We start from the raw sequence: 22,606 nt of genomic DNA, 5'->3' as shown, positions 1-22,606 counted from the left end.
AGGAGTCCTGCTATATGAGCACTGTGGACAGCTTTGGAGCCAAGGGCGTACTTAATGTCGCCGGCGACGAATACGAAATCTTCCGGCTGAACTCCGTGGAGGGCGCAGAAAGCCTTCCCTACAGCCTCAAAGTCCTTCTGGAAAACCTGCTTCGGACCGAGGATGGCGCCAATATCACGGCGGATCACGTCCGTGCGCTGGCAGCTTGGGACCCGTCGGCGGAACCCGACACCGAAATCCAGTTCACGCCCGCGCGTGTGATCATGCAGGACTTCACGGGCGTGCCCTGTGTCGTCGACCTCGCCACCATGCGTGAGGCCGTCAAGGAACTGGGCGGTGACCCGAAGCGCGTCAACCCCCTGGCTCCCGCCGAGATGGTCATCGACCACTCCGTGCAGATCGACGTCTTCGGTAACTCCGGTGCGCTCGAGCGCAACATGGAGATCGAATACCAGCGCAATGGCGAGCGTTACCAGTTCCTGCGTTGGGGCCAGACCGCGTTCGACGACTTCAAGGTCGTTCCGCCGGGAACCGGCATCGTGCACCAGGTCAACATCGAGTACCTGGCCCGCACCATCATGACCCGCGAGGTGGGCGGCGTGCTCCGCGCCTACCCGGACACCTGTGTCGGCACCGACTCGCACACCACCATGGTCAACGGCCTTGGCGTGCTGGGCTGGGGCGTCGGCGGCATCGAGGCCGAGGCGGCCATGCTGGGCCAGCCCGTCTCCATGCTGATCCCGCGCGTCGTCGGCTTCAAGCTCTCCGGTTCCATTCCCGCCGGGGCCACCGCCACCGACGTCGTGCTGACGATCACCGAGATGCTCCGCAAGCACGGCGTGGTCGGCAAGTTCGTCGAGTTCTACGGTGAGGGCGTCGCGGCTGTGCCGCTGGCCAACCGCGCCACCATCGGCAATATGAGCCCCGAGTTCGGCTCGACGGCCGCCATGTTCCCGATCGACGACGTCACCCTCGACTACCTGCGCCTGACCGGCCGCAGCGAAGAGAACGTCGCCCTGGTCGAGGCATACACCAAGGAGCAGGGCCTCTGGCACGATCCTTCCCGCGAACTGCGCTTCTCCGAATACCTGGAACTGGACCTCTCCACGGTCGTCCCGTCCATCTCGGGCCCGAAGCGCCCGCAGGACCGCATCGAGCTGACGGATGCCAAGGAGCAGTTCCGCAAGGACATCCACAACTACGTCGGAATCACCGATGGCAGCGTGGACGAGTCTCTCGCGGAGTCCTTCCCGGCATCGGACGCTCCGTCCTTCACCCACGCCGACGCTCACCCGAGCGAGATCCAGCGGGTGGCCTCCGCCGCCAACGGCGCCCACGGGCGTCCGTCCAAGCCGGTCCGGGTCACCATGGAAGACGGCCGTGAGTTCGAGCTGGACCATGGCGCGGTCTCCATCGCGTCCATCACCTCCTGCACGAACACCTCCAACCCGTCGGTGATGCTGGCTGCGGCTCTGCTGGCCCGCAACGCCGTCGACAAGGGCCTGACCGCCAAGCCGTGGGTGAAGACCTCCGTGGCTCCCGGCTCCAAGGTCGTCACGGACTACTATGAGAAGTCCGGCCTGACCCCCTACCTGGAGAAGCTCGGCTTCTACATCGTGGGCTACGGCTGCGCGACCTGCATCGGCAACTCCGGTCCGCTGGAGACCGAGATCTCCGAGGCCATCCAGGCCAACGATCTCTCGGTCACCGCCGTGCTCTCCGGCAACCGCAACTTCGAAGGCCGCATCAACCCGGACGTCAAGATGAACTACCTGGCGTCGCCGCCGCTGGTCATCGCATACGCTCTGGCCGGCTCGATGGACTTCGACTTCGACGTCGACGCCCTGGGTCAGGATGAAAACGGCAACGACGTGTTCCTCAAGGACATCTGGCCGAACCCGGTCGAGGTCCAGCAGGTCATCGACTCCTCGATCGACGAGGGCATGTTCGCCAAGGGCTACGAGGGCGTCTTCGACGGCGACGAGCGCTGGAAGGCACTCGACACCCCGGCCGGTGACACCTTCGCCTGGGCGGAGGACTCCACCTACGTCCGGAAGCCCCCGTACTTCGAGGGCATGAAGGCCCAGCCGGAGCCCGTCTCCGACATCGACGGTGCCCGCGTCCTCCTCAAGCTGGGGGATTCCGTGACCACGGACCACATCTCCCCGGCAGGCTCCTTCAAGTCGGACACCCCGGCCGGTCGCTACCTGCTGGAGAACGGCGTGGAGCGCAAGGACTTCAACTCCTACGGTTCCCGTCGTGGCAACCACGAGGTGATGATCCGCGGAACCTTCGCGAACATCCGCATCAAGAACCAGCTGCTCGCCGACTTCAACGACGGCGCCGGCGTGGAAGGCGGCTTCACCCGCGACTTCACGCAGGCGGACGGCCCCCAGGCCTACGTCTACGACGCGGCACAGAACTACCGTGCTGCAGGAACTCCGCTCGTGGTCCTCGGTGGCAAGGAATACGGTTCCGGCTCCAGCCGTGACTGGGCTGCCAAGGGCACTGCGCTGCTGGGTGTGAAGGCTGTCATCACCGAGAGCTTCGAGCGCATCCACCGCTCGAACCTGATCGGCATGGGCGTTCTGCCGCTCCAGTTCCCGGCGGGGGAGAACGCCTCCACCCTGGGCCTGGATGGCACCGAGACCTTCTCGATCGCCGGCGTCACCCAGCTCAACGAGGGTGTCACGCCGAAGACCCTGAAGGTCACGGCCACCAAAGAGGACGGCAGCAGCAAGTCGTTCGACGCCGTGCTGCGCATCGACACCCCCGGTGAGGCTGACTACTACCGGAATGGTGGAATTCTGCAGTACGTGCTGAGGCAGATCAGCGCGTAGCTGAGCTGATTATTCAGGGAAAGGTCCCGCCGCCGATCCGGTGGCGGGACCTTCTTCGTGTCCGGCGTCGCGTGCTCCGCGGAAGCGGTAAAGTGGGAGGGCGCCACCGCAGGGAGAAGGAGGGCCTTTTGGGCATCTTGGAGGACATCCGGGAACCGCGTGAACTGCAGGGACTGGACCAGGCGGGACTGGAGTCCCTGGCCGAGGAGATCCGTGCGTTCCTGATCGCCAATGTCTCGCAGACCGGGGGACACCTCGGGCCGAATCTCGGCGTCGTGGAACTCACCATCGCCCTGCACCGGGTCTTCGACTCCCCGAAGGACTCGATCATCTTCGACACCGGGCACCAGTCCTATGTGCACAAGCTGCTCACGGGCCGCCAGGACTTCTCGACGCTGCGTCAGGAAGGTGGCCTCTCGGGTTACCCGGATCGTGGCGAATCCGATCATGACATCGTGGAGAGCTCGCACGCATCCTCCTCGCTCTCCTGGGCGGACGGCATCTCCCGCGCCCGCAAACTGACCGGGGACAGCGAGCGGTACACCGTCGCCGTGATCGGTGACGGCGCCCTGACAGGTGGCATGGCCTGGGAGGCCCTGAACAACATCGCCTCGGACAAGGAACGGAAGGCCGTCGTCGTCGTCAATGACAACGGACGCTCCTATGCGCCGACGGTCGGTGGCTTCGCGGACTATCTCGCCTCCTTGCGTCCCACCATCGACGCTCTGCGTGCCAAGCCCGGCTACGAGGGTGCGATGGACTGGTGGAAGTCCCGCCTGCAGAGCGGCGGCCCGGTGGGTCAGTTCACCTACAAGAGCCTGCACGCCGCCAAGAAGGGCATCAAGGACTGGTGGGTTCCTCAGGGCATGTTCGAGGACCTGGGGCTGAAGTACATCGGCCCGGTCGACGGGCACGACGAGGCAGCGGTCGAAGAGGCGCTCAAGCTTGCCCGCAACTTCGGAGGGCCTGTCCTGGTGCACGTCCTCACCGAGAAGGGCCACGGGTACGCCCCGGCGCGCGCCGATGAAGCGGACCAGTTCCACGCCGTCGGTGTGATCGACCCGGAGACGGGACTCCCGACCGGTGATGGCGGTGCCCGCCCCTGGACCAGCGTGTTCGGTGAGGAGATCGCCGACATCGCGGACGAGCGCGAGGACATCGTGACCATCACGGGAGCGATGCTGATCCCCGTCGGCCTGAGCGAGATGAAGGCGCGCCACCCCGAACGGGTGATCGACGTCGGGATCGCCGAGCAGCATGCGGTCACCATGGCGGCAGGCCTCGCCTTCGGCGGCCTGCACCCGGTGGTCGCGGTCTATGCGACCTTCCTGAACCGAGCCTTCGACCAGCTGCTCATGGACGTCGCCCTGCACAAGGCGGGCGTCACGATCGTCCTGGACCGGGCCGGGGTGACAGGCCCCGACGGGCCGAGCCACCACGGGATGTGGGACATGGCGATGGTTCAGAGCGTTCCCGGTCTCCATCTCGCGGCACCGCGGGACGCGAGCCGGTTGCGTGAGGAACTTCGCGAAGCGGTCGCCATCGAAGACGCGCCGAGCGTGGTGCGCTTCTCCAAGGGGGCGGTGGGTCCTGAAGTGGAGGCGGTGCGCCGTCTGAAGGACGGCGTCGACATCCTGGCGCAACGGCCCGATGGGCAGGTGGAGAACGATGTCCTCATCGTCTCCGTCGGTGCGATGAGCGAACTCTCCCTCGACGTCTCAGAGCGCCTCTCGGCACACGGCATCACCTCGACGGTGGTCGACCCCCGCTGGGTTCTCCCGGTTCCCCGCTCGATCGTCGCCCTCGCAGCCCGTCACCGGCTGGTCGTCTGCGTCGAGGACGGTGTGCGCGCCGGCGGCGTCGGCTCGCGGATCCGCCAGGAGATGCGCGCGGCGGGCGTCGACACCGCACTGAACGAGGTCGGTCTTCCCGTCGAATTCCTGGCGCACGGCACACGCGCGCAAGTGCTGGAGCGCGTCGGCCTCACCGCTCAGCAGGTGACGCACGACGTCGTCGCACAGGTTCTCGGGACGAAGGTGCCGTTCGCGCGCCCCTTGCCGGGGCAGCAGGCGCCGTCCACGGGAAGCATCCCGGCGCTGTGAGCGCCGAGCTCCCACGCGAGCCGCTTGATCTGCGTCCCGGCGAACTGGTCGTGGCCCGCAACCGGAAGTGGGACGGCTATGCCCATTGGGTGGTGCCCGGGCGCTATCTCGGTGAGGACGAGTTCGGCTGGTGGGTTTATCAGGCTGCGGGGGAGTTCTGCTCCCGCCCCGGCGCGGCTTTCTATACCCGCAGCCACAATGTGCTCCTGGTGCCTCGGACGGGCGATTGGGTGGCGACGTTCTACGACGAGTCCCATCCGGGTGATGTGCGTCTCTACGTGGACATGGCGGTGCGGCACGAATTCCGGCGGATCCGGCCCGAGGTGACCGAGTTCCACATGATCGACATGGATCTGGACGTCCTGCTCATGGCGGACGGTCTGAGCTACGTCGACGATGAGGACGAATTCGAGGAACGTCGCGAAGCCCTTCAGTATCCTGAGTGGCTCGTGGAGGCCACGGAGAAGGCGTGCCGGGACGTGCTGACGTCCGTACGCGAGGGTGTCGCCCCGTTCCACGGGACGGGGGAGCGTTGGCTGAACCGAGGACTTGAGGCGACCCGAAGCGGCGTCTGGAACGATGACTGGATTCCTGAACATGGAGGAAACGATGACTGAATTGCTGCGCGCCTACCGCCGCGACGACGACGGGGCCCTGAGCTTCCGTGAGGCCTGGTACGAAGCGGAAGAAGGCGTCGTCGTGGTCAATCACGGCGTGGTGGGCCACCTGAGCAAAGATCAGGTCCAGGCCGTCGAATCGGCGGAGGCCGCTGAAGCGCTCATGGGTGCCTTCGAGGCACAGTGTGTGGAGGATGGCTACGCGGATATTCCCGTGGCCGAGCAGCACTGGGTGGTGGTGCAGTTCGCGCTCAAGAGCAAGGACGGAACCGACCGCGATCGTCATCTGGAGCGCAGCGCCGTCTCGGCACTGACCACCCACTTCGCCTGGCGTGGGCTCGGGGTCGTGGATCGCAGCGCCATCGCGGATGGCAAGCTGAACATCTTCCTCATCAGTCCCGAGCCGTCCAAAGCGGTGAAGGCGGTGGTCAGCGTGACCCGGGAGGAGAAGCTGGATCCGACCAAGCTGAGCATCGCCGTCGCACCGTATCCGGAGCCCGAGGCGCTCAAGCGCCGTCATCCCGCGGGGCAGGGCACCTCGTTCAGCCTCTGAACCGTTCCGTCCTCTTCCGACGGCCTGAGGCGCCGCAGCTGAGCGGGATACGCTGGGAACATGACTGAATACCGCCGTTTGGGCACATCAGGACTCGTCGTCTCCACTATCGGTCTGGGCTGCAACAATCTGGGCCGGCCGAACACCCCCACCGCCACGCAGGAGGGCACGGATGAGGTCATCCATGCTGCGATCGATGCGGGGGTGACGCTTTTCGATGTCGCGGACATCTACGGCGCCACTCCTGGCCTCAGCGAGGAGATGCTGGGCAAGGCGTTGAAGGGGCGCCGTGATGAGGTCGTGCTCGCCACGAAGTTCGGCATGGACATGGGCGGGGCCAATGGTGCGGACTTCGGTGCACGCGGGTCAAGGGGCTACATCGTGCGGGCCGTGGAGGCTTCCCTGAGGCGTCTCGGGACCGAGTGGATCGATCTCTACCAGTTCCACACCCCGGACGATCTGACCCCCATCGATGAAACCCTGCGTGCCTTGGACGATCTGGTCACGGCGGGAAAGATCAGGTACATCGGACACTCCAACCGCACCGGCTGGCAGATCGCTGAAGCGGAGTTCACCGCACGCGCACTCGGCACGGAGCGTTTCATCTCCAGCCAGAACCACTACAACCTGCTGGACCGCCGGGCCGAACTTGAGGTCCTGCCGGCTGCCCGCGCCTATGGGCTCGGTGTGCTGCCGTACTTCCCGCTGGCCAACGGATTCCTCACCGGCAAGTACGCGCCGGACCGTGTGCCCGAGGGCTCGCGCCTGAGCCACACCCGCCAGCACATGGTCAGCGACGCCGACTGGGAGCAGATGGGGCAGTATTCAGCGTTCGCCCGGGAGCGAGGCCTGAGCGAGGTCGAGGTCGCGTTCTCCTGGCTGCTGGCCCAGGAGCCGGTGAGCAGTGTGATCGCCGGTGCGACGCGCCCGGAGCAGATCCGACAGAACGCCGAGGCCGTGACGGCCCGGCTCAGCACCGAAGACCTCGCAGCCTTGGACGAGATCTTCCCGACGGTGCCGAAGGTCGCACTCTTCTAAACGGGGGTGGGCCCGCATCGACTGCTCCGTAAATGTCGTTTTGAGGGCTGAGAACGACATCCACGGAGCAGCCGATGGAACGACGGCGGGGACGACACCGTGTGGTGCCGTCCCCGCCGTCGTCATGAGTGCTCAGACCGTGTGGAAGAGCTTTCCATTGACGCGTTCCGAAGCGCCCACCCGGTCCAGGTACGGGGTGATCCCGCCGAGGAACATCGGCCAGCCGGCGCCGAGGATCATGCACAGGTCGATGTCCTCAGGGGCCGCGACGACACCTTCCTCGAGCATGAGACCGATCTCTTCGGCCAGAGCGTCCTGAGTCCGGCGCAGCACCTCCTCGGAGGTCGAGGGGGAGTCACCGAAGCTCAGCAATGCCAGCGTCGACGCCGGAATCTCCTGGCCGCCGTCGGGCGTCGGAGCCCAGAGGCCCTTGATGCCGTTGTCGATGAGGGCCTGGAGGTTCGCCGAGACCGTGAAGCGGTCGCCGAAGGCGGCGTGCAGTGACTCCTGCACGTGCTGGGCCACCGGAAGACCGACCATGGCCCCGAGGGTGAACGGGCTCATCGGAAGACCCATGGGCCGCAACGCACCGTCGGCGATGTCCGCCGGCGTTCCTTCATCGAAGGCCGCCGTGACCTCGCCCATGAGGCGCAGCAGGATGCGGTTGACGACGAACGCCGCGGCATCCTTGACCAGCACGGCCGTCTTCCTCAGGTTCTTCGCCAGGGCGAAAGCGGTGGCCAGGGTCTCGTCCGAGGTCTTGGGCGCCCGTACGATCTCCAGCAGTGGCATCACGGCGACCGGGTTGAAGAAGTGGAAGCCCACCAAGCGTTCCGGGTTCTTCAGATCCCGGGCCATCTCCGTCACCGAGAGGCTGGAGGTGTTGGTCGCCAGGATGCACTCAGGAGACACGATGGCCTCCACCTCGGCGAAGACCTGCTTCTTGACCGAAAGCTCCTCGAAAACCGCCTCGATGACGAAGTCGGCGTCGGCGAAGGCCGCCTTGTCGACGGCACCTGTGATGAGCGACTTGGTGCGGTTGGCCGCGTCCGCGGACATCCGGCCCTTGGCCTGAAGCTTGTCGACTTCCCCGTGGATGTACCCTACGCCGCGGTCCACCCGCTCCTGATCGATGTCCGTCATGACGACAGGCACCTTCAGCTGCTTGGCGAAGAGCAAGGCGAGCTGTCCCGCCATGAGGCCGGCACCCACCACGCCCACCTTGCTCACGGGGCGGGCCAGCTTGGCGTCCGGCGCCCCGGCGGGCCGCTTGCCACGTTTCTGGACCAAGTCCAGGAAGGCATAGACCGTGGAGCGGAACTCGCCGGTCTGCATGAGGCCGCCCAAGGCCTCACATTCGGCCTGAGCAGACTCCTCCTGGCTCTGAGTCCGGTTGGCTTCGAGCAGATCCAGCACCTTGTCCGGCGCCGGCGAGGCATGCGAGGTCTTCTTCCCGACGAAAGCCCGTCCGGCATCGACGGCCGCCTGCCAGCGCTCGGCGACGCCGGGATCGCCGGCGTCCACCGATCCGCTGCGTTCCGGGGTCACTTCGCCACGGAGCACCTGGCCGGCCCAGTTGAGCGACTGTTCCAGGAAGTCCGCCGACTCGAAGAACGCGTCCGCGACACCGAGCTTGGCGGCCTCCTGCGGCTTCAGGGTGCGGTTGTTGTTGAGGGGGTTCTCGATCATGACCTTGACGGCGTTCTCCGGGCCGATCAGGCGGGGGAGGAGGTAGACGCCGCCCCATCCGGGCACGAGGCCGAGGAAGGCCTCGGGGAGGCCGAGAGCGCCCGCGGCGGAACTGACCGTCCGGTAGTCCGATTGCAGGGCGATCTCCAGGCCGCCGCCCAGGGCGAGACCATTGATGAACGCGAAGCTCGGAACCGGCAGCTCGCGGAGAATGCCGTAGACCTCATGACCCAGCTGGGCCATGGACAGGCCGTGCTCGGGTTCCTTGAGAGCCGAGACGGCCGTGAGGTCGGCACCCGCCACCAGGAAGTACGGTTTGCCAGTGATACCCACTGCCTGGATCTCTCCTCGGCGCGCACGTTCGGCAAGGTCCTGGAGCGTACGCCCCAGTTCCAGGAGAGTGTTGGGGCCGAGGGTGGTCGGCTTGCGGTGGTCCAGGTCGTTGTCCAGAGTCAGCAGGGCGAGGGTGCCAGCGCCCGGGATCTGAACGTCGGTGACGTAGGAGTGGGTCACGGTCTCCGTGGGGAAGAGTTCCGCGAGGGAGGTGTAGTCGTTCAGGCTCATGCTGCCTCTCCTGCCGTTGCGCCGGCCTCGGCCGAGACGTCGGTGCCGAAATCGGGGTGGTGGGGATTCTCCCAGATGACCGTGCCGCCCATGCCGAGACCGATGCACATGGTGGTCAGGCCATAGCGGACGGAGGGGTCCTGCTCGAACTGCCGGGCGAGCTGCGTCATGAGGCGCACTCCGGAGGAGGCCAGCGGGTGCCCGAGAGCGATAGCACCGCCGTAGCGGTTGACCCGGGGATCGTCGTCGGCGATGCCGAAGTAGTCCAGGAAGCTGAGCACCTGCACGGCGAACGCCTCGTTGACCTCGAAGAGCCCGATGTCCTCGATGCCGAGCCCGGCCTTTTCCAGGGCCTTGAGGGTGGCGGGGACCGGTCCGTAACCCATCACTTCAGGAGCGAGGCCGGCGAAGGCGAAGGAGACCATGCGCATGCGGACCGGCAGGCCCAGCTCAGCGGCCGTTTCGGCGTCGGCCAGCAGAGCCGCCGTCGCGCCGTCGTTCAGCCCAGCGGCATTGCCGGCGGTGACGTGGCCGTGCGCGCGGAACGGGGTGCGTAGGCTTGCCAGATCCTCCATCGTGGTACCGGGCCGGGGAGGCTCGTCGACGGTGTTGAGGGTCCAGCCCTGACCGGCCTTCTTGCTGGCCACGGGAACCAGTGCGGCCTGGATGTCGCCTGCTTCATAGGCCTCGGCGACCTTGCGCTGGGAAGCGACCGCGTAGGCGTCGGTGCGCTCCTTCGTGATGGCCGGGAAACGGTCGTGAAGGTTCTCGGCCGTGTTGCCCATGTTCAGGGCGGCCGGGTCGACGATGCGCTCGGAGAGGAACCGCGGGTTGGGATCAGAACCCGAACCCATCGGATGATGCCCCATGTGTTCGACGCCGCCGGCGATCACGACATCGTAGGCGCCGGAGGCGATGCCACTGGCCGTGGTGGTGACGGCGGTCATGGCACCTGCGCACATGCGGTCGATGGCGAAGCCGGGCACCGACTGCGGCAGCCCGGCCAGCAAGGCGGCCGTGCGCCCGATCGTCAGCCCCTGGTCACCGCTCTGCGTGGTCGCTGCGACAGCGACCTCGTCCACACGTTCGGCCGGCAACTCGGGGTGGCGGCGCATCAGTTCACGGATGCACTTGACCATCAGGTCGTCGGCGCGGGTGTCGGCATAGATGCCCTTGTCTCCCGCCTTGCCGAAAGGGGTCCGGACGCCGTCGACGAAGACGACCTCACGGCCGGCAAGGCCTTTGCGGATGTGGCTCACGCTTGCTCCTCGTTGAGTTCCGCGCCGCGAGGGCGCAGACGCCGGATGCCCGGCAGGGTGCCGGGGGCGTCAAACCACATGTTACTAGCGAGTAACTTAGTTGGGCAAGGGTGCCTCTCCACCGCGTGGCGCGGGGTCCGCGAGGGGCTCCGGGTGAAGGAGCGAGTCGAGCAGTACCGGCACGGTCAACTGGCGCTGCCACGCCCTCGCGCCGAGCGAGGAGAGGGTCGCATCCACGCTCTCCGCCGTGATGTCAGCGGGCGGCTGCCAGACCAGACGCCGGAGGTGATCCGGGGTGAGAAGGTTCTCCACGGGCATCGTCCACTGCTCGGCCAAAGAACTCAGCCGAGAGCGGGCCGTGGCCAGCCGTGCCGCAGCGAGCGGATCCTTATCGGCCCAGGCCCGGGGCGGCGGCGGGGCGTTGTTGGGAAGGTGCAGGGGAGGCAGGTCTTTTTCGTCGCGTCCGGAGACGAGAGCACGCAGCCAGCGAGGAGCCTCCCGTTGCGCCGCCCGGCCGTCGAAACCTCGCGTCGCGATGAGCTGCGGGACGGTGGCCGGCATGGCCTTCGCCGCCGCGATCAAAGCGGAGTCCGGGAGGAGCCGCCCCGGAGCGACGTCACGCTTGCGGGCCAGGTCTTCCCGTTCCTGCCAGAGAGCACGCACGGCGGACAATTGGCGGCGGTCCCGGATCTGATGCATGCCGGAAGTCCGGCGCCAGGGTTCCTTGCGGGGCGGGGCGATCCCGGCGTCGAGGATCGCCTGGAATTCCTCCTGGGCGAAAGGCAGTTTGCCCTGCTCCTGGAGCAGTTCGACGAGTTCCTCGCGCAATTCGATCAGAACTTCCACGTCCAACGCCGCATAACGCAGCCACGGCTCCGGGAGAGGCCGGGTGGACCAGTCGGCTGCGGAATGCTCCTTCGCCAGACGGAAACCGAGGAGTTGCTCGACGACGGCGGCCAGGCCGACGCGGGGCAGGCCCGCCAGGCGGGCGGCGAGCTCGGTGTCGAAGAGCGCGCTGGGCCACATGCCGAGTTCGTGAAGGCAGGGGAGGTCCTGAGTCGAGGCGTGGAGGATCCATTCGACACCCGCCAGGGCGTTCTGCACGGGGCCGAGATCGTTGAAGGGCTCGGGATCGATGAGCCAGGTTCCCGAACCTTCGCGACGGATCTGGACCAGGAAGGCTCGCTGTCCATAGCGGAATCCTGAGGCGCGCTCAGCATCGACGGCGGCCGGTCCGGTGCCGCCGGCCAGCGCGGCTGCGCACCGTTCGAGGCCCGCCTCGGTGTTGATGACGAAGGGCACGCCTTCGCGGGGGGCGTCCAGCTCGACGACGTCGGGAACCGTCAGTTCCACATCGTCCGAAGGGGTCTGCGGGGTTTCAGCGGCCGGGTCGCCGGCCGTGGCAAGTGTTCTTTTGAGGGTCATGGTCTTCTCAGTTTATCGGGACAGTCCTCAGAACCGGCGTCCCGGAAGGGCGCTGACGCCTTCGGGCAGGGGTGGCAGGCCGGCGAAGGAGCAGACCATGTCGGCCCACGCCTCCAGATGATTGCGCACTTGCCAGTCCGCCGGCGTCCAGGACGCCCGGAGTTCGATGTCGATGGTGCTGCCCCGTTCGGCCAAGGTCCCGAAGGAGTCTGAGAGCACGCGGGTCGCGGTTCCGCCTGCAGCGCGGTACTCGGCTCCGTGGTCCTGAAGTGCCTCCACAAGCCAGGTCCAGGCCACACCGCCGAGCAGCTCGTCGTTGCCCATCTCGGCGTCCATCTGGGCGCGGATGAAGGTCACGACCCGGAAGTCACCACGCCAGATCGCAGAGCCGGCCGGATCGTGCAGCAGGATGAAGCGACCGGTGGCCAGGTCCACTCCGTCCGAGCCTCCTTGCCCGGCGCCCAGCACCTCAGGGGGGATCTCCGCTCCCAGGGCGACCGCGAAGGGTGCGAGCCTGGCAGGGGCCGGGATCTCCTCGAAGTGCAACTCCGATCGGCACCGGGCGGCCTTCAGCGAAGACAGCGCCCGGTGAAAGCCCGAGGGCAGCGGGGCATTGGCGTTCACGGCACGAGAATACTGCCGCGCGGGCGTGGCCCGATTGAGCCACGCCCGCGCGCGTACGGATTGTCACCGAGTCCCGTCAAGTCCATGCCCTGAAAGGAGGAGTGGAAACTCAGCCCTGACGTGCGGCGAGTTCCTCCCGCAGCGCGGCTGCGAAGGAGTCCACATCGTCCTCGGTGGTGTCGAAGGAGCACATCCAGCGGACCTCGCGGCGGGCGGCGTCCCAGTCATAGAAGCGGAACTTCGCCCGTACGGCGTCGGCCACGCCCTCCGGGAGGATGGCGAAGATGCCGTTCGACTGGGTCTCCTGCGTGATCTCGACGCCGGGGAGGCCCTCGACGGCGGCGCGGAGCCGCTGTGCCATCGCATTGGAGTGCGAGGCGGAACGCAGCCAGAGGTCGCCTTCCAGCAGAGCGATGAACTGGGCCGAGATGAACCGCATCTTCGAGGCGAGCTGCATGTTCATCTTGCGCAGATAGATCAGGCCGGGGGCGGCTTCGGGGTTGAGCGCCACGACGATCTCACCGAGCATGAGACCGTTCTTCGTGCCACCGAAGGACAGGATGTCCACGCCGGCGTCGCGCGTGAAGGTGCGCAAGGGGAGGCCGAGGCTGGCGGCGGCGTTGGCGAGCCGGGAGCCGTCCATGTGCAGCTTCATGCCCTTGGCATGCACGTGGTCGGCGATGGCGCGCACCTCTTCGGGAGTGTAGACGGTGCCGAGTTCAGTGCTCTGGGTGATCGAGACCGCCAGTGGCTGGGCACGGTGCTCGTCACCGAAGCCCCAGGCTTCCAGGTCGATCAGTTCCGGGGTCAGCTTGCCGTTGTCGGTCGGCACCGACAGCAGCTTGATGCCGCCCACGCGCTCCGGTGCGCCGTTCTCATCCACGTTGATGTGGGCCGTATTGGCGCACACCACGGCGCCCCAGCGGGGGAGCAGGGACTGGAGGGCCACCACATTGGCTCCTGTCCCGTTGAAAACGGGGAAGAACTCGATGCCAGGGCCGAAGTGTCCTTCGAGCACCTCGCCGAGGCGGGCCGTGTACTCATCTTCGCCATAGGCCACCTGGTGGCCGTCGTTCGCCTGGGCGATGGCTCCGAGGACCTCAGGGTGGATCCCGGAGTAGTTGTCCGAGGCGAAGCCGCGGACGGCGATGTCATGCAGGGGCGCAGTTGCCATGGGGATTGCGTTTTCCTGTTCTCGATACGGTGCCGGGCTCAGGCCCAGGCGGGAAGGATGAGGCGAGTGCCGTTGATCTCCGAGGCGTCCTGAGCGAAGAGGCCCAGCGCGGCTTCGGCGAGCTGTGTGACGTCCGTGTAGCCGGGGAACTTCCGCTCCGGGGAAGCAGCGCGCTGCGCATCGTCGACGAGCGACTTCACCGCCAGCACGACGGCGGCGGCCCGCGGTGACTCAGCAGTGCGGAAGGCGTCGGCGATGGCCTGGGTCCAGGCCTCGGCTGCGGCCTTCGCCGCGGCGTAGTTCGCGCCTTTCGCCGTCGGCTTTTCGGCGACGGTGGAGCCCACCATCACGAAGCGGCCGTGCTCGGAGGCCAGCAATGCCGGCAGGAAGGCCCGGCTCGTGTTGCGGAGGGTCTGGACGACGTGCCGGTGCAGGAAGTCCCAGTCCGCGTCGCTCTGGTCCAGCAGCGAGGTTCCACCGCGCCAGCCGCCCACGAGGTGCAGGAGGGCATCCACGCCGCCGGATTCGGTGCCGATCCGCTCGGCGAGCCGTTCGACGGCGTCGTGATCGGTGAGATCGCAGACGAGCGGGGTGACCGCACGCCCGGACTTCTCTGAGGAGGCCGCCGCCGCGGCCTCAATGCGTTCCGGCGTCGAACCGATCGTGTAGACGCGGTGGCCGGCCTGGGAAAACGCCGTGGCGGCAGCAACCCCGGAAGGGCTGCTGCCGCCGGCGACGACAACGGTGAGGCTGTTCATGTGTCGAGTCTAGGCTCTCGTTCCCGTGACCCGGATTCAGGCCAGCGCGGTGGCGCCGGTGATGCCCGCGGTCGACTCGATGACGGTGCGCATCTTCTTCTCGAGAGCCTCGAAGAACATGGAGAGCGGGAACTCGTCGTCCATGACCTGGTCCGTGATCTCACGCGGTGTGCCGTGCAGCGGCAGAGCGTCGGGACCCTTGGCCCAGACGGAGGCCGGGTGCGGTGTGACGGTGGCCGTGATCATCTCGTAGGCGGCGATCCAGTGCGCGACCTTCGGGCGGTCGATGGAGCGCCAGTACAGTTCTTCGATCTGCTCGCCGAGGGCGACGACGACGTCGGCGACGCTGTCCCACTCGATGCTCATCTTGCCGTCGGTCCAGTGCAGCACGCGGTGCTGGTGCATCCATGCGAAGAGCAGCTGGCCGCCCAGGCCATCGTAGTTGCGAACGCGGGAGCCGGTGATGGCGAAGCGGAAGATCCGGTCGAAGATGACCGCGTACTGAACGAGCTTGGCGTGCTTGCGCGCTTCGGGGCTGGCGTTCTCATCCTTCTCGACGAGGACGGACTCGCGGAAGGCCGTGAGGTCGCAGCGGAGTTCTTCGAGCGAGTACAGGAAGAACGGCATGCGCTGCTTGATCATGAACGGGTCGAAAGGCAGGTCGCCACGCATGTGGGTCCGGTCGTGGATGAGGTCCCACATGATGAAGGCCTCCTGCGTCAGCTGCTGGTCTTCGATGAGCTCCGCGGCATCCTCAGGAAGATCCAGCGAGGTGATCTCAGCGGCGGCCTTCAGCACGCGGCGGAAACGTGCGGCTTCGCGATCCTGGAAGATGGCTCCCCAGGTGAAGGTGGGGGTCTCGCGCACCGCCACCGACTCCGGGAAGAGCACGGCGGAGTTGGTGTCGTAGCCGGCCGTGAAGTCGACGAAGCTCAGCGGGACGAACAGCTTGTTGGAGTATGCGCCGGCTTCGAGCTCGGAGATGAACTCCGGCCAGAGGACGTCCACCAGCACGGCTTCGAGCAGACGCTGGGTGCTGCCGTTCTGGGTGTACATCGGGAAGACGACCAGGTGCTGGAGGCCGTCGACACGGTGCTCCTGCGGCTGGAAGGCCATCAGGGAGTCGAGGAAGTCGGGCTCTCCGAAACCGCCGTCGGCCCAGCGCTGAAGATCCGCCTGCAGCAGGCGGAGGTAGTCGGCGTCGTGCGGGAAGTGAGGGGCGAGCTCGGCGACAGCGGCGATGACGACGTCGACGGCCTGGCGGGCGGCGGCGTGATTCGCGGCGTCCTCGATGGAGCCGTTCTTGGACTGGAACGGCTGAACGCTGCTCGCGGCTTCCTTGAGCCGCTGCCAGGCGGGGTGCTCCGCGGTGACGCGGGTGCCGGTCTCAATGGTGGGTGCGGTCATGGCCTGCTCCTTCTCCTTCAGCGCCCGGAGGCGGGTGTTCCCATGAGGCGATCGCCTGTGATCCCCGTCATGAACTCTGAGTCCAGATTAGCCGTGAGTAACCATGTCTAATGCAAAATTAGCCCATGCATCAGAAGTTCTTATTCTAAAGGGACCTTGGCCGCTTCGAGGCCCAAGGACTGTGGAAGAACTGCTCGGGCGCCAAGCTCCGAGCCGCACCGGAACCGGCTGAGTCAGCGAACAGGGGCGTGAATCAGCTACCCGGAGTAGCTGATTCACGCCCCTGACAGCGGACTCGGCGCGGTGCGCGGAGCGGCTGGATGGTGAATCCCGGTGACAGAATTCTCAGTCGGTGTTCCTCAGGCGCAGAGAGACCGAATTGATGCAGAATCGCTGATCAGTCGGGGTGCCGTACCCTTCGCCTTCGAAGACGTGACCGAGATGGGAATCGCAATTGGCGCACCGCACCTCGACCCGCTCCATGCCGAGGGTGGAATCACGGAGATACCGGACGCGGCCCTCTGCAAGAGGCGCGAAGAAGGACGGCCAGCCGCAATGTGAGTCGAACTTCTCCTTGCTGGTGAACAGCTCGGCTCCGCAGGCGCGGCAGGCGTACACCCCTTCCTGATGGCTGTCCCAGTACTCTCCGGTGTACGCGCGCTCGGTGCCGGCCTGTCGGAGCACGTGATACTCCTCGGGGCTCAACTCCTGACGCCACTGCTCATCACTCTTGACGACGTTCGCGCCGTTACCGGGCTTGTCCATGGTTCCTCCTCGGGTTGCACTGGCTCCAGTCGTATAACGCTCAGGAGTCCCCGATGAATCCCGAACCCGCGTAGAGATGCAGCACCGGAAGTCCGAGCGCGTGCTGCGCCTTGCTCGCCAGATCCGCGTGGAAGGTGTCCAGGAGGGCATGCGGCCGGGTGAAGACGACTGCCTGGGAGGCGCCCGTCTCCTTCACGGAGTCGACGAGTGCCTGGACCGAAGATCCCTCATCCACCACGGTGCCTTCGAGTTCGGTGAACAGATCGCCCAGCACCGCGAGGGAGTCCTTCAGAACCGTCGCGGCATCCTGCCGCGCCGAGTCCTGGTCCGGTGCCGGAGCACCGAACTCGCGGAACGCCTCGGAGAACTCGAGGAGGGACAGGTGCTCGACGAAATCAAGCACCAGGTGGCGCTGAGTGTCGGCTTGCACCAGGACACGTGCCGAGAAGCTCTCGCCGTCCAGCAGTTCGCTGAGGGTGCCGCGGTCCGTCTCGGTCAAGGTGGTTTCCGTCAGAATGACGATGGGCTGAGTCATGGCACTAAGACTAGACCGCGCGCTGTTCACAGACGAAGAACGCCTTGTACTGATTCGCGGCCCGGAGGCAGCAGAATGGTGTTCATGGAACAGCAGAAGAGCAATCCGCGGAAACCGGGCTTCCTCCGGATCGCCGGCCTCGGCGCTGCTGCCGCGCTGGCGGGCACGGCGCTGCTGGGCGCCGGGAGTTCGGCCTTGGCGGCCTACTTCGCACGGCGGGTGATCACTCCGGACCGGGTCAAGACCGAACCGGAGGAGCTCCTGGCGGTGGTCCGTGGGCCGGAAGGGCTTGAAGGAATCTTCCCGGCCACGGAAGAGACCACCGTGGAGGGCAGCTACAGCTTCCATTTCAACGGTGGCGCCGGGCACGCCCGGATCGGCCGGGTGACCTCGTACTCGCCGTCCGAAGGAACAGTCCAGCGGCAGATCGAGGAGGTCTATTCCGGCGACATCCACGCCGTCCGCTGGGGTCGGTGGGGTGGCGCCTGCTATCCCGACCCCGGAGCCATGGGCTTTCCCTACGAAGAGGTCACGCTCAGCGATGAGATCGGTGACTTTCCCGCCTGGCTGGTCCCGGCTCCCGGCGAGTCGCAGAACGGCAGCCGGCACGCTTCGGGTGAGGCGCAGGATGTCTGGGCCATCATGGTTCATGGCCGGGGTGCGAGCCGCATCGAAGGGCTGCGCGCCCTGCCGGTGGTGCAGGAGCTCGGACTCAGCAGCCTGCTGATCTCCTACCGCAACGACGGCGAGGCCCCTGCTGCCGACGCGGGCCGCTACGGACTGGGCAGTACCGAATGGCGTGAGGTGGAGGCCGCCGTCGGCTACGCCCTTGAGCACGGGGCGAGCGACGTCGTGTTGTTCGGCTGGTCGATGGGAGGCGCGGTGTCCCTCCAGGCGGCGGATCTGTCGAAGAACCGCCACGCGATCAGGGCGATGGTCCTGGACGCACCGGTGATCGATTGGGTCGATGTCCTGGCGTTCCAGGCCCGTCTCAACAAGATCCCGGCTGAGGTGGGGCGCTACGGACAGTTCATGCTTTCGCACCCCCTGGGGCGCCGTCTCACGGGCCTTTCCGCCCCCGTGGACCTCAAGTCCATGGACTGGCTGAGCCGTGCCGTGGAGTTGAGGACCCCCAGCCTGATCCTGCACAGCGTGGACGATGACTACGTGCCGTTCGCGCCGTCCGAGCGCCTGGCGGAACGGAACCCGGAGATGGTCACCTTCGTGCCGTTCCAGAAGGCGCGGCACACCCGCGAATGGAACGTGGACCGGGCCCGCTGGGAACGCACCGTGAGGGATTGGCTTGGCGAGCAGTTGCAGGAGCGGAGAACTCCCGGCGGGGCGAATCAAAGCGGCTGAGCGGCCCGGGACGCGTCAGGCCCTGATGGATGCGGTGATCGCGCCCGTCAGGCGAATCAGGTCCGCGGGGGACAGCTCGACGTCGAGGCCCCGGCGACCGCCCGAGACGAGAATGGTGCCGTGCTCCGTCGCGGAACTGTCCAGCACCGTCGGAGACGGCGTCCGCTGGCCCAGGGGCGAGATGCCGCCGAGCACGTAACCGGTGCGCCGTTGCGCGGCCGCGGGATCGGCCATGGCTGCCTTCTTCTGGCCCAACGCCGTGGCGAGGGCCTTCAGGTCCAGAGTCCCTGTCACCGGCACGATCCCGACGGCCATGCCATCGGCGAGCTGGATCATGAGCGTTTTGAAGATGCGTTCCGGGGCGAAGCCGAGTGATTCCGCCGCCTCCTGGCCGAAACTCGGATGACGAGGGTTGTGGTCGTATCCATGCAGCATGAACGGAACCCCGGCCGTCTCGAGAACGAGAGTGGCCGGGGTCCCGGTGCCATGCTTTTTCCTGGAGCTCATGAACTCATGAAGCCGAGGGTGCGGTGGTCTGAGCCACGTAGGCGGCGACCTTCCTTTTGATCCTGCCGAGCATGGCCGTCATGCCCCGCATGCGGAGCGGTGAGACGGCCCGCGTCAGCCCGAGCAGTTCCGGCATGTCGTCCGGGACGGCCAGGATCGCTGAAGCGGAGAGACCGTTGAGACCCTCGTGGAGAACGCCCGCGAATCCTCGGGTGGTCGGTGCCTCTGGGGGCGCCTGGAAGAAGAGCCCGATCCGGGCATCCTCGCCGCGTCCTTCACCCTCGATCGTCAGGAACAACGGCGACTGGCACTCCACGACCTGTTCAAGGAGTTCTGGGTGGTCCTGCAGACGCTCCGGCAATGCCGGGAGTCCCTTGGAGAACTCGAGGAGCAACTGAAGACGCTCACGTTCCTCAAGGGCCTGGAAGTCCTCGACGATCTCGGAGAGTGCGGGGGGAAGCTGGCTGGTCATGGGCAACAATCCTACGCGCTGTGAACTCAACGCGCGGCGGGGACCTCGCCGCGTTCGGTGCCCTTGACGATCGGGACACGGACCGCGTTGCCCCACTCGGTCCAGGAACCGTCATAGTTGCGGACGTTCTCGAAGCCCAGCAGGTACTTCAGTGCGAACCAGGTGTGGCTGGAGCGCTCACCGATGCGGCAGTAGGCGATCACGTCGTCGCCCTCGGCGAGTCCGGCTTCGCCGCGGTAGATGGCGTCCAGTTCCTCGCGGCTGCGGAAGCTGCCGTCCTCAGCCGCGGCACGGGCCCACGGCACGGAGGCGGCGGTGGGGATGTGACCGCCGCGGAGCGCGCCCTCCTCGGGGTATGCCGGCATGTGGGTCCGTGCGCCGCTGTACTCTTCCGGCGAGCGGACATCGATGAGCGGATTGCCCAGATGCGCCAGCACATCCTCCTTGTAGGCGCGGATCGGGGCATCGTCGCGTTCGACGACGGGGTAGTCGCCGGCGGCGGGGGAGGGCACGTCCGTGACGAGCTCTCGTCCCTCCGCGATCCACTTGTCGCGCCCGCCGTCCAGAAGCCGGACGTCCTCGTGACCGAAGAGGGTGAAGACCCAGAGAGCGTAGGCGGCCCACCAATTGGACTTGTCGCCGTAGATCACCACGGTGCTGTCACGGGAGATGCCCTTGGAGGCCACGAGCGCGGCGAAGGCGGCGCCGTCGACGTAGTCGCGGGTGACCTCGTCGTTCAGGTCGGTGTGCCAGTCGATCTTCACGGCACCCGGGATGTGCCCGGTCTCGTAGAGCAGTACGTCCTCATCGGACTCGACGATCACGAGCCCGCCGTCGTTCGCGGCTCCGGAGGAGATCTGTGCCGCGAGCCATTCCGTGGAGACGAGACGCTCGGGGTGGGCATAGGCGGAGAACTTGGCGTTGTCTTCGGGAGCAATGCTCATGGATCAGCCCTGCTTTCTTCGGGGACCTGGGATCAAGCGCCCACCGGCAGGCGGCGCCGCTGACTCCTACCTTAACCACCTGGACGAGGAGAGGAAGAGCGGAGTTCACATGGGGCAACACTGAACGGACGGGCCTGATTCCCGCCAGGCGGAGTGCGGGTCCGATCCCCGGTATCCTTAGCAAGGCGGTTCAGACCCTTGATCCGTCATGCCCTGGAGGATATGGAACCCTTGCAGATCGAACAGCTGTCGACCCGAACCCCTGCCGTCTCGGCTCACGAGATCCTCGCAGGCTTCGCTCCCACCTACCGGTTCGGAGAGGTGTCCTTCGACAGCTACCGGCCTGATCCCGCCCACCCGAGTCAGGCGGCGGCCGTCAAGGCGCTGCGTGAGTTCGCGGCCGGAATCGGCGACGGCGGCTCCTCAGGCGGTTTCCTCGGCAAGCTGTTCGGGAAGAAGAAGAGCGAATCGCGCGCCGGGATCTACCTCGACGGAGGCTTCGGCGTCGGCAAGACCCACCTCCTGGCCTCGCTGTGGCATGCGGCTCCGGGCCCGAAGGCATTCGGAACTTTCGTGGAATACACGAATCTGGTGGGCGCCCTGTCATTCCGTAAGACCGTGGAGGCTCTCAGCGGCTACAAACTGGTGTGCATCGACGAGTTCGAGCTCGACGATCCCGGCGACACCGTTCTCATGTCCCGGCTGATGCGAGAGCTTGCGGACGCCGGCGTGAAGCTGGCTGCGACCTCGAACACTCTGCCGGGTTCTCTGGGTGAAGGGCGTTTCGCGGCCGTGGACTTCCAGCGGGAGATTCAGGTTCTGGCGGATCAGTTCGAGGTCATCAGGGTCGACGGCGAGGACTTCCGGCACCGAGGTCTGCCGGCGGCACCCGAACCTGTGCGCCCCGCGGACCTGTCCTCGCGAATGCGCGAGGAATTCGAGGGCCGGACGGTCGCGGTTGACGACTTCTCGTCTCTGATCGCCCATTTGGCCGGGGTTCACCCCAGCCGTTACCGCGCTCTGCTGGACGGAGTCGAGGCTGTGGTCTGGAGGGATGTGACCACCTTGACGGAGCAGGCCGTCGCCCTGCGCTTCGTGGTGCTGGCCGACAGGCTCTACGACAAGGACGTCCCGATCCTGGCCAGCGGGGTCTCGTTCGATCAGCTCTTCACACCGGAAATGATGACCGGTGGCTATCAGAAGAAGTACTTCCGTGCCGTCTCGCGCCTGACAGCCCTGGCCCGGGAAGCGCAGCAGCAGCCTGTCGGAGCCTGAACCGGTCGCCCTGGACCTTAACGCCAAAGCGCCGGTGCTGCCTCTCGGCAGGACCGGCGCCTCGCTTGACATTCGGTGAGGGGGCCTCAAGGCCTCCGGATCAGGACTCCTGACCCTTCAGGTTTTCCACGAGAGAGGAAGCGCCGTCCTGGACGGCGTTCACCTGGTCGGCAAACTTGCCATCGGTCTTTTCGTCGATGAAGTCGCCGGCCTTCTCGATGCCATCCTTGATGGCCTCTTCGTTTCCTCCGACCAGCTCCTGAGCCTTACCCTTCAGATCGTCAAAGATAGACAACAGGCACCTCCTTTCGCTTGGCGGGGTCATTCACCCCGTTCGGACAAAGAGCATAGTGGAAGGCGGGCAAAAGAAAAAGGCCACCCGGGGGTGACCTTTCAAAAACTGGAGCGGACGACGAGATTCGAACTCGCGACATCCACCTTGGCAAGGTGGTGCTCTACCAGCTGAGCTACGTCCGCGTGAACACTTGCGTGTTCGTGGGCGATACTGGGATCGAACCAGTGACCTCTTCCGTGTCAGGGAAGCGCGCTACCGCTGCGCCAATCGCCCAAGGGCTGAATGCGAGTTTACACTCACGTTCTGCGAGCGGACGACGAGATTCGAACTCGCGACATCCACCTTGGCAAGGTGGTGCTCTACCAGCTGAGCTACGTCCGCGTGAACACTTGCGTGTTCGTGGG

General features: G+C 66.3%; 20 protein-coding genes and 3 tRNA genes. 7 read left to right on the top strand and 16 right to left on the bottom strand.

All coding sequences use genetic code 11. The annotated features are described in order from the left end of the window. Positions 1-14: 14 nt before the first annotated feature. From acnA to ACIPXZ_RS03020, 5 genes are all read left to right on the top strand, one after another. Positions 15-2,840, top strand: coding sequence for an aconitate hydratase AcnA (gene acnA, locus ACIPXZ_RS03040; RefSeq protein WP_400590659.1), 2,826 nt, complete (start codon positions 15-17; stop codon positions 2,838-2,840). Positions 2,841-2,968: 128 nt separating this feature from the next. Further along, positions 2,969-4,942: a 1-deoxy-D-xylulose-5-phosphate synthase gene (dxs, locus tag ACIPXZ_RS03035; protein ID WP_400590658.1), complete on the top strand. Its 1,974-nt coding sequence runs from the start codon at positions 2,969-2,971 to the stop codon at positions 4,940-4,942. Continuing rightward, positions 4,939-5,559 (top strand): DUF402 domain-containing protein, encoded by a 621-nt coding sequence (locus tag ACIPXZ_RS03030; RefSeq protein WP_400590657.1) that lies wholly within the window; start codon positions 4,939-4,941, stop codon positions 5,557-5,559. The genes dxs and ACIPXZ_RS03030 overlap by 4 nt, the downstream gene beginning before the upstream one ends. Next, the gene (locus tag ACIPXZ_RS03025; protein WP_400590656.1) at positions 5,552-6,112 is read left to right on the top strand and encodes a hypothetical protein; all 561 of its coding nucleotides are present in this window, start codon (positions 5,552-5,554) and stop codon (positions 6,110-6,112) included. The genes ACIPXZ_RS03030 and ACIPXZ_RS03025 overlap by 8 nt, the downstream gene beginning before the upstream one ends. Positions 6,113-6,172: 60 nt before the next feature. Next, positions 6,173-7,150, top strand: a complete 978-nt coding sequence (locus ACIPXZ_RS03020) for an aldo/keto reductase (RefSeq protein WP_400590655.1) — start codon at positions 6,173-6,175, stop codon at positions 7,148-7,150. Positions 7,151-7,282: 132 nt separating this feature from the next. On the opposite strand, the gene ACIPXZ_RS03015 is transcribed toward ACIPXZ_RS03020, so the two are convergent. From ACIPXZ_RS03015 to ACIPXZ_RS02975, 9 genes are all read right to left on the bottom strand, one after another. Then, complete coding sequence (locus ACIPXZ_RS03015) at positions 7,283-9,403, bottom strand: 3-hydroxyacyl-CoA dehydrogenase NAD-binding domain-containing protein (RefSeq protein WP_400590654.1); 2,121 nt, start codon at positions 9,401-9,403, stop codon at positions 7,283-7,285. Then, positions 9,400-10,662: a thiolase family protein gene (locus ACIPXZ_RS03010; protein WP_400590653.1), complete on the bottom strand. Its 1,263-nt coding sequence runs from the start codon at positions 10,660-10,662 to the stop codon at positions 9,400-9,402. The genes ACIPXZ_RS03015 and ACIPXZ_RS03010 overlap by 4 nt, the downstream gene beginning before the upstream one ends. 96 nt (positions 10,663-10,758) lie before the next feature. After that, positions 10,759-12,087 (bottom strand): HRDC domain-containing protein, encoded by a 1,329-nt coding sequence (locus ACIPXZ_RS03005; RefSeq protein ID WP_400590652.1) that lies wholly within the window; start codon positions 12,085-12,087, stop codon positions 10,759-10,761. A gap of 27 nt (positions 12,088-12,114) precedes the next feature. Continuing rightward, on the bottom strand, positions 12,115-12,711 hold the full coding sequence (locus tag ACIPXZ_RS03000; RefSeq protein ID WP_400590651.1) for a DUF3000 domain-containing protein: 597 nt from the start codon (positions 12,709-12,711) through the stop codon (positions 12,115-12,117). Between the two features lie 109 nt (positions 12,712-12,820). Continuing rightward, entirely contained in the window at positions 12,821-13,885 is a 1,065-nt protein-coding gene (locus ACIPXZ_RS02995) for a threonine aldolase family protein (protein WP_400590650.1), read from the bottom strand. Between the two features lie 38 nt (positions 13,886-13,923). Continuing rightward, positions 13,924-14,643, bottom strand: a complete 720-nt coding sequence (locus tag ACIPXZ_RS02990; RefSeq protein WP_400590649.1) for an SDR family NAD(P)-dependent oxidoreductase — start codon at positions 14,641-14,643, stop codon at positions 13,924-13,926. A 36-nt stretch (positions 14,644-14,679) separates the two neighbouring features. Beyond that, the gene (locus ACIPXZ_RS02985) at positions 14,680-16,050 is read right to left on the bottom strand and encodes a DUF6421 family protein (protein WP_400590648.1); all 1,371 of its coding nucleotides are present in this window, start codon (positions 16,048-16,050) and stop codon (positions 14,680-14,682) included. A gap of 345 nt (positions 16,051-16,395) precedes the next feature. Then, positions 16,396-16,815 (bottom strand): peptide-methionine (R)-S-oxide reductase MsrB, encoded by a 420-nt coding sequence (gene msrB, locus ACIPXZ_RS02980; RefSeq protein ID WP_400590647.1) that lies wholly within the window; start codon positions 16,813-16,815, stop codon positions 16,396-16,398. A gap of 40 nt (positions 16,816-16,855) precedes the next feature. Then, on the bottom strand, positions 16,856-17,350 hold the full coding sequence (locus ACIPXZ_RS02975; protein WP_400590646.1) for a hypothetical protein: 495 nt from the start codon (positions 17,348-17,350) through the stop codon (positions 16,856-16,858). Between the two features lie 84 nt (positions 17,351-17,434). On the opposite strand from ACIPXZ_RS02975, the gene ACIPXZ_RS02970 reads away from it, so the two are divergent. Further along, complete coding sequence (locus ACIPXZ_RS02970) at positions 17,435-18,709, top strand: alpha/beta hydrolase family protein (protein ID WP_400590645.1); 1,275 nt, start codon at positions 17,435-17,437, stop codon at positions 18,707-18,709. Positions 18,710-18,724: 15 nt separating this feature from the next. On the opposite strand, the gene ybaK is transcribed toward ACIPXZ_RS02970, so the two are convergent. The 3 genes from ybaK to ACIPXZ_RS02955 are packed head-to-tail and all read right to left on the bottom strand — an operon-like array spanning position 18,725 to position 20,632. After that, entirely contained in the window at positions 18,725-19,216 is a 492-nt protein-coding gene (gene ybaK, locus ACIPXZ_RS02965; protein ID WP_400590644.1) for a Cys-tRNA(Pro) deacylase, read from the bottom strand. 4 nt (positions 19,217-19,220) lie between these two features. Beyond that, complete coding sequence (locus tag ACIPXZ_RS02960) at positions 19,221-19,688, bottom strand: SufE family protein (RefSeq protein WP_400590643.1); 468 nt, start codon at positions 19,686-19,688, stop codon at positions 19,221-19,223. A gap of 26 nt (positions 19,689-19,714) precedes the next feature. Continuing rightward, positions 19,715-20,632 (bottom strand): sulfurtransferase, encoded by a 918-nt coding sequence (locus tag ACIPXZ_RS02955; protein ID WP_400590642.1) that lies wholly within the window; start codon positions 20,630-20,632, stop codon positions 19,715-19,717. 222 nt (positions 20,633-20,854) lie between these two features. On the opposite strand from ACIPXZ_RS02955, the gene zapE reads away from it, so the two are divergent. Next, a complete protein-coding gene (gene zapE / locus ACIPXZ_RS02950) occupies positions 20,855-21,907 on the top strand; it encodes a cell division protein ZapE (protein ID WP_400590641.1) in 1,053 nt (350 codons plus the stop codon). Between the two features lie 100 nt (positions 21,908-22,007). Here zapE and ACIPXZ_RS02945 read toward each other — a convergent pair whose 3' ends face one another. From ACIPXZ_RS02945 to ACIPXZ_RS02930, 4 genes are all read right to left on the bottom strand, one after another. Then, on the bottom strand, positions 22,008-22,202 hold the full coding sequence (locus ACIPXZ_RS02945) for an antitoxin (RefSeq protein ID WP_400590640.1): 195 nt from the start codon (positions 22,200-22,202) through the stop codon (positions 22,008-22,010). 106 nt (positions 22,203-22,308) lie between these two features. Continuing rightward, a tRNA-Gly gene (locus tag ACIPXZ_RS02940) sits at positions 22,309-22,384 on the bottom strand. A 19-nt stretch (positions 22,385-22,403) separates the two neighbouring features. Continuing rightward, positions 22,404-22,475 (bottom strand) — tRNA-Val (locus tag ACIPXZ_RS02935). 35 nt (positions 22,476-22,510) lie between these two features. Next, a tRNA-Gly gene (locus ACIPXZ_RS02930) sits at positions 22,511-22,583 on the bottom strand. Positions 22,584-22,606 lie beyond the last annotated feature (23 nt).

This window comes from Arthrobacter sp. NPDC090010 (genome assembly GCF_044748305.1).
Taxonomy (GTDB): domain Bacteria; phylum Actinomycetota; class Actinomycetes; order Actinomycetales; family Micrococcaceae; genus Arthrobacter_E.
Note: the sequence above shows the minus strand (reverse complement) of the source record. Positions and strands in the feature narration are given on the sequence as shown.